Annotated in this window: 6 protein-coding genes; 2 read left to right on the top strand and 4 right to left on the bottom strand. The window is 69.9% G+C overall.

All coding sequences use genetic code 11. The annotated features are described in order from the left end of the window. The 4 genes from FFS10_RS22510 to FFS10_RS22495 all read right to left on the bottom strand — a co-directional run. The coding region (locus FFS10_RS22510; protein WP_502702887.1) for an ABC transporter permease subunit at positions 1 to 132 on the bottom strand (132 nt) is incomplete at its 3' end. Between the two features lie 69 nt (positions 133 to 201). Beyond that, on the bottom strand, positions 202 to 1,434 hold the full coding sequence (locus FFS10_RS22505; RefSeq protein ID WP_249931393.1) for an ABC transporter substrate-binding protein: 1,233 nt from the start codon (positions 1,432 to 1,434) through the stop codon (positions 202 to 204). A gap of 7 nt (positions 1,435 to 1,441) precedes the next feature. After that, positions 1,442 to 3,292 carry an FAD-dependent oxidoreductase gene (locus FFS10_RS22500; RefSeq protein WP_137896832.1) on the bottom strand — a complete coding sequence of 617 codons (1,851 nt, stop codon included), beginning with the start codon at positions 3,290 to 3,292 and terminating at the stop codon, positions 1,442 to 1,444. Beyond that, on the bottom strand, positions 3,289 to 4,092 hold the full coding sequence (locus tag FFS10_RS22495; RefSeq protein WP_137896831.1) for a shikimate dehydrogenase family protein: 804 nt from the start codon (positions 4,090 to 4,092) through the stop codon (positions 3,289 to 3,291). Before FFS10_RS22495 ends, FFS10_RS22500 begins: the two co-directional genes overlap by 4 nt. Positions 4,093 to 4,235: 143 nt before the next feature. Between FFS10_RS22495 and FFS10_RS22490 the strand changes: the two genes are divergently transcribed. Beyond that, complete coding sequence (locus FFS10_RS22490; protein ID WP_137896830.1) at positions 4,236 to 5,273, top strand: Gfo/Idh/MocA family protein; 1,038 nt, start codon at positions 4,236 to 4,238, stop codon at positions 5,271 to 5,273. Between the two features lie 118 nt (positions 5,274 to 5,391). Next, the gene (locus tag FFS10_RS22485; protein WP_137896829.1) at positions 5,392 to 6,219 is read left to right on the top strand and encodes an IclR family transcriptional regulator; all 828 of its coding nucleotides are present in this window, start codon (positions 5,392 to 5,394) and stop codon (positions 6,217 to 6,219) included. The last annotated feature ends 36 nt before the right edge of the window (positions 6,220 to 6,255 follow it).

Genomic DNA, 6,255 nt, shown 5'->3' with positions numbered 1-6,255 from the left:
CATCACGAACTCGCCTTGCGCGAAGTTGATGGTGCCGCTGGCCTGCCACAGCAGCGTGAAGCCCAGCGCCGCCAGCGCGTAGATCGCGCCGGTGGACAGGCCGCTGAAGAACAGTTGCAGGAAGTCGGTCATGGGAGGTCCTCAGGAAAGCGAGGGACGGCCCCGCCCCTTCGCCTGGCAGGGGCGGGCCGGGGAAGGGTCTTACTTCTTGCCGAGCGGCGGCAGCGTGGCAACCACCACCTGGCGGCCGTTCTTCACTTCCACCAGGAAGCTCTCGCGATCCAGGTCGCCCTTGTCGTCGAAGCTCACGTCCATGATCACGCCGGGGTACTTCTTGGCGCTGATCGTCAGGCCCTTCATGGCCTGGGCCACGGCCTTGCGGTCGAGCTTGCCGGCCTTCTCGATCGCGGCCTTGAGCGTGTAGACGCCCATGTAGCCCTTGATGCCGTTGTGATCGGGGATGTACTTGTAGGCCTGGTAGAACTTGCCCTTGAAGGCCAGCATCTCGGGAATCGGCGCGTCCACGGTGAGGCCCACATGGGCGAAGGCGCCGTTGGCGGCCTCGCCGGCCAGCTCGATCACCTTCTGGCCGGTCAGCGTGGTCTCGCCGATGATGGGCTTGTTCCAGCCCTGCTTGCGGAACTCGCGCAGGGCGCGCGCGGACTCTTCCTCGGTCACGTAGACGAAGACGGCATCTGCATTGGCCTGCTTGGCCCGGATCACGGCCGAGGAGAAGTCGACCTGGCCCGGATCGGTGGAGATCTCGGCGACGATCTTGGTCGCCGATCCGTCCAGGTTCTTGACGATGGCGTCGCGGCCACCCTTGCCGAAATCGTTGTTCTGGTAGATGACGGCAATGGTCTTGAACTTGGAGGTGATGTACTTGGCGACCTTCGGGAACGAGAACTGCTGGCCGAAGGCGGTGCGGAACACATAGGGGTTGCCCTGCTGGGTGATGGCCGCCGCCTCGCCGCCGGTCCAGTTCGGCACCTCGGCCCGGCGACTCTCGGACATCGAGACCAGGATGGAGCCCGAATACACCGGGCCGAAGATCGCGAAGGCGCCGTCGTCTATGACCTTTTGCGTCAGGCCCTTGGCCACGCCGGGGTTGGTCTGCGTGTCCATGTCGGTGGTCGTGAGCTTCTTGCCCAGGATGCCGCCCGCGGCGTTGATCTCGTTGACCGCCAGCTTGATGCCGTCGCGGAAGTAGGTGCCGGGGCTGGCGCCGCCGCCCGAGAGCTCGACGATGTCGGCGATCTTGATCTGGTCCTGGGCCCAGCCGGCCGTGGCCGCCGTGCCCAGGGCACAGGCTGCGATCCATTTGAGCCCCCACGCTTGCCACTTCGTGTGCTGCGCTGCCCCCCAAGGGGGCCCAGACCGGCTTGGGGCGGCCCGGCGCCGGCCTGTACTGAGTGCTTCACGTTTTTGCATCATGTCTCCTTCAGTGGGTGGTTTGCATGCGAGCCTCGGTCCCCGGGCTCATGGGGTGGGAATGCTGGATTGGGCGGGCAGCGCGCGCCACCGCATGGCGCGCCGCGAGGTAGGCGAACACCAGGCCCGGGCCTATGGTGATGCCGGGGCCGGTGTAGACGCCGCCCATGATGGAATGCATGTCGTTGCCCACCGCGTAGAGGCCGGGGATCGGCTGCCCGTTCTCGCCCAGCACGCGCGCCTGGGCGTCGGTGGCCAGGCCGGTGGCCGCGCCTATGTCGCCGGGGTACAGACGCACGGCGTAGAACGGCGCCTGGCGCAGCGGGCCGAGGTTGGGGTTCTTGCCGCCCCAGGCCGGGTCGCCGATGTTCTGCTGGTAGGCGGTCACGCCGCGCTGGAACTCCGGGTCCTCGCCCGTCTCGGCGTAGCGGTTCATCCGGGCCACGCTGTCCACAAGGCCGGCCGCAGCGATGCCCAGCTTTTCCGCCAGGGCCTCCAGCGTCGGCGCCTCGGTCAGGTAACCGTCGGCCAGGAAGGGTGCCAGGCCCTTGCCGCCCGGTCGCACCATGCCCAGGCCGTACTTGCGCAGGGCCTCGGCGTCGCAGATCAGGTAGGCAGGAATGTTGCCCCCACCCCTGGCTTCGCCAGGCCCCCCGAGGGGGTGCAGTCGTTCTTGGGGCGGCCCGGCGAACGACTGGTCGGCCTGCTCCTGCATGGCCAGGCCGAACAAATGGTAGGAGGTGCTTTCGTTGACGAAGCGCTGGCCGGCCTGGTTCACGGTGATCATGCCGGGCTTGGCGCGGTCCATCACGAAATGGGGGAAGGCGGCGGTGCTGCCGTCGGCGCGCTGGCGCAGCGAGACCGGGGCCCAGAAGGCGTGGCTCAGGCCGCCCTGGCCATGGCGGGCGCCCAACTTGCGCGCCAGCGCCTGGGCGGCGCCGGTGTGGCCCGGTGCGGCCGGGCACCATTGCGGGTCCACGCCGGGCAGCATCTGCTGGCGCAGCAGCGGGTCGCGGTTGAAGCCGCCGCTGGCCAGGATCACGCCGCCCTTGGCCTGCACGCTGCGGCGCTGGCCGTCCTGCGCCAGCAACACCGTGGCCGCGCCGTCCTCGGCCGGCAGGATGTCCAGCACCTCGGTGTTCAGCAGCAGCGCGGCATTGGGGTGCTGGGACAGCGAGTAGAGCAGCCGCGCGACCAGGGCGTTGCCCATCACCAGGCGCGTGCCGCGAGGGTGGCTGAGCCTGTCCTTGAAGTGACGCCCTACGATCTTGAGCGCATGCTTGAGCGAGGCCAGCGACCGGGTCATCGCCAGCAGGTGGTTGATGTCGCTGCGGTCCACCATCATGCCGCCGAGCACGGTGAATTCGGGAATCGGCGGCCGGACCAGCTTGAACAGCTCGCCCAGCCGCCGGCCGTCGAAGGGCAGCGGCTCCAGGGCCCGGCCGCTCAGCGTGGACCCGCCGAGCTCGGAGATGTAGTCCGGGTGCTTGGGACAGGGGCGGTACTTGACCTCGGAATGGTCCTCGATCTGCTTGACGGCGGCCGGCCCGTGGTCCAGGAAGGCCTGGCGCAGGGCCAGCGGTGCGCGCTCGCCGATCGCGTTGTCCAGGTAGCGCGCCGCCTGGTCCAGCGTGTCCGCGGGGTTCACCTTGGCCGCGTGGTGCGTGCCCGGCACCCAGGTGGTGCCGGCCGACAGGGCCGTGGTGCCGCCCACGTAGGCGGTGCGCTCGACCAGCAGCACCTTGGCGCCGGCTATCGCGGCGTAGAGTGCGGCGGCCAGGCCGGCGCCGCCGGCGCCTATGACGACCACGTCGTAGTCGGCCTGCTCGGTCAAATCCTCAAGCCGTATGTTCAGGCTCATTGCGGCGACTCCTCGAGCAGGAAGTCCACCATCAGGTCGCGCACGCGGGCGAACATGTCGGCGCCGGTCATGGTGGCGCAGCCCTTGGCGCGCGCGGCGGCGATCAGCGGCGTGACGGCCGGCTGGGTGATCACGCAGCCGACGAACATGGTGGGCGTCAGGCCCGCCACGTTCAGCGGATAGGGGTCGCCCTCCCTCATGCCCACCGGCGTGGCATTGAGCACGATGTCGTAGCCGGCCGGGTCGGCCGAGCCATGGGCCACCGGGCAGCGGCCCAGGCCGGCCAGCCGGTCCACCAGCGTGCTGCGCCGGGCGCTGTCCTCGTCGTGGATGGCGAGCTGGCTCACGCCGGCCATCACCAGCGCATGGGCGATCGCCGAGCCGGCGCCGCCGGCGCCGACCAGCAGGGCCTTCCTGCCCGCCAGCTCGCAGCCCTTCTCGCGCATGGCCTGCACGAAGCCCTGGCCGTCGAACATGTCGCCATGCCAGCCACCGTCGGGGTTGCGGCGCATCACGTTCACCGTGTGCAGGAAGGCCGCGCGCTCGGAGGTGCTCGCGCAGAGCTCGTAGCAGCCGAACTTGTGCGGCACGGTGACGATGATGCCGTCCACGTTCCGGGCCAGCGACACCCCGGCCAGCCAGGCCGCCAGGTCGGCCGGCGCCACATGGGCCGGCATCACCATGGCATTGCGGCCACGCGCCTGGTAGGCCTGGGTCACCCCGGCCGGCGATTTGACCTGGGCGATCGGGTCGCCCACGATGAAGTGCACGCGCGTGGCGCCGTTCAGTGTGTCTGCCATGGTGTCGGGGTCCGTCGATGGGCTGGGTTGGCTGCGATGGGCGGATATTACATAAAAGTGGAATCCAATTCAACTATTGAATTTAATTCCATTTTTCATTAGACTGCCATCCAACGGACCCACCCCCAGGAGACAGGCAGCACATGCGCAAGACCCCCTTGGCCGTCATTGGCGCCGGCGTCATAGGCCGCACCCACATTGACCGCATCAGCCGCAGCAGCAAGCTGGCGCTGGCGGCGATCGCCGATCCCACGGAGGCGGGCCAGGCCCTGGCGAAGCAGCTGGGCGTGCCCTGGTTTGCCGACCACCGCGCCATGCTGGAGACAGCCCGCCCCCAGGGCGCCATCGTCGCCACGCCCAACGCCGCCCACATCAGCGTGGCCGCGGACTGCCTGCGCGCCGGCGCCTGCGCCCTGGTGGAAAAGCCGGTGGCCGACACGGTGGCCGAGGCCCGGACCCTGGTCGAGGTGCAGGCCCGGACCGGCGTGCCGGTGCTGGTGGGCCACCACCGCCGCCACAATCCAATCAACCGGCGCGCGCGCGAGATCCTGCAGTCCGGCCGCCTGGGCCAGCCGGTGGCCGCCACGGCCCTGGCCACCTTCCTCAAGCCCGAGGCCTATTTCGACGTGGCCTGGCGCCGCGAGAAAGGCGGCGGCCCCATCCTGATCAACCTGATCCACGACATCGACATGCTGCGCTTCCTGCTCGGCGAGATCGTGTCGGTGCAGGCCCAGGCCAGCCACCAGGCGCGCGGCTTCGCGGTGGAAGACACGGCCGCCGCCGTGCTGCGCTTCGAGAGCGGCGCCCTGGGCACCGTGCTGGTGTCCGACGCCGCGGCCTCGCCCTGGTGCTGGGACTTCTGCGCCGGCGAGCAGGACCAGTACCCGCGCCAGAACGTGCAAAGCCACTTCATCTCGGGCACCCAGGGCTCGCTAAGCCTGCCCGACCTGGCCCTCTGGCATTACCGCGGCGAGCGCAGCTGGCATGCCGAGCTGACGCTGGAGCAGACCGCGGTGCACAAGGCCGACCCCTACACCCAGCAGCTGCAGCACTTCCAGGCCGTGATCGAGGGCCGGGAAGCGCCGCTGTGCAGCGCGCTCGACGGCCTGCGCACGCTGCGGGCCACGCTGGCGGTGCACGAGGCCGCGCTCAGCGGCCGCACGGTCGCTCTGGACGACTGAGCGCGGGGCGCTATCGTCACGCTTTTTCGCCTCAGGAGCCATCCATGCCCATCCGCGCCAGCTGTTGCGACCCGTCCCGCACCGCCCCACCCCCTCACCCCCTGAAGGAGGCCTGACCATGAGCGGCGTACTCGAACGCACCCTCGGCATCCTCGAACTGCTGGCCCAGCATGGCGAAGGCCTGGAGCTGGCCAGCATCGCCGACCGGCTCAACATGCCGCGCAGCGCCGCGCACCGCCTGCTGACCGACCTGGTGCGCTGCGGCTATGTGCGCCAGCTGCGCGAGCATGGCGACTACATGCTGACCACCAAGCTGGTGTCCATGGGCCTGTCCTTCCTGAGCCACAGCGGCATCGTGGACTTCGCCCAGCCGCTGCTGGACCGCCTGGCCGAGCTCTCGGGCGAGCTGGTGCGCCTGTCGGTGGTCGACGGCAACCGCCTGACCTGGGTGGCGCGCGCCCAGGGCGCGCGCCAGGGCCTGCGCTACGACCCCGACATGGGCAGCGACGCCAGGCTGTCCTGCTCCTCCTCGGGCCTGGCCTGGATGTCGGCGCTCAGCGACGAGCAGGCCCTGGCCCTGCTGGGCCAGCAGGGCCTGGGCTCGCGCGAGGAGTTCGGCCCGAACGCGCCGCAGACGATCCAGGAGGTGCTGGACCTGGTGCAGCAGACGCGCGAGCGCGGCTACAGCACCACGGTGGACACCTATTCGCCAGGCCTGAGCGCCATGTCCGCGCCGGTGCAGCTGGCCGGCCAGCCGCCGATCGGCGTGATCACCATCGCCGGCCCCACGGTGCGCTTCACCGAGCAGCGCATGAAGGCCCTGGGCCCCGAGCTGCTGTCCTTCGCCGCCCAGATGGCGGCCGCCAGCGGCACCTCGCCCTTCTTCCGCAAGCCGCTCAACAAGCCGCCGCTGGAAGTCGGGCGCCGCCCCATCTACGCCGCCTGAAGTGGCCCCCACGCCCCATCCGCCCGCCATGTCCCC

The sequence above is a fragment of the Ramlibacter sp. 2FC genome (genome assembly GCF_005503345.1).
Lineage (GTDB): Bacteria > Pseudomonadota > Gammaproteobacteria > Burkholderiales > Burkholderiaceae_C > SCMQ01.
This window is presented reverse-complemented; position numbering and strand designations above follow the sequence as displayed.

Bases quoted from the DNA above. Each gene is read 5' to 3' on its own strand.
- FFS10_RS22505 (WP_249931393.1), bottom strand. From the start codon at position 1,434: ATGATGCAAAAACGTGAAGCACTCAGTACAGGCCGGCGCCGGGCCGCC.
- FFS10_RS22500 (WP_137896832.1), bottom strand. From the start codon at position 3,292: ATGAGCCTGAACATACGGCTTGAGGATTTGACCGAGCAGGCCGACTAC.
- FFS10_RS22495 (WP_137896831.1), bottom strand. From the start codon at position 4,092: ATGGCAGACACACTGAACGGCGCCACGCGCGTGCACTTCATCGTGGGC.
- FFS10_RS22490 (WP_137896830.1), top strand. From the start codon at position 4,236: ATGCGCAAGACCCCCTTGGCCGTCATTGGCGCCGGCGTCATAGGCCGC.
- FFS10_RS22485 (WP_137896829.1), top strand. From the start codon at position 5,392: ATGAGCGGCGTACTCGAACGCACCCTCGGCATCCTCGAACTGCTGGCC.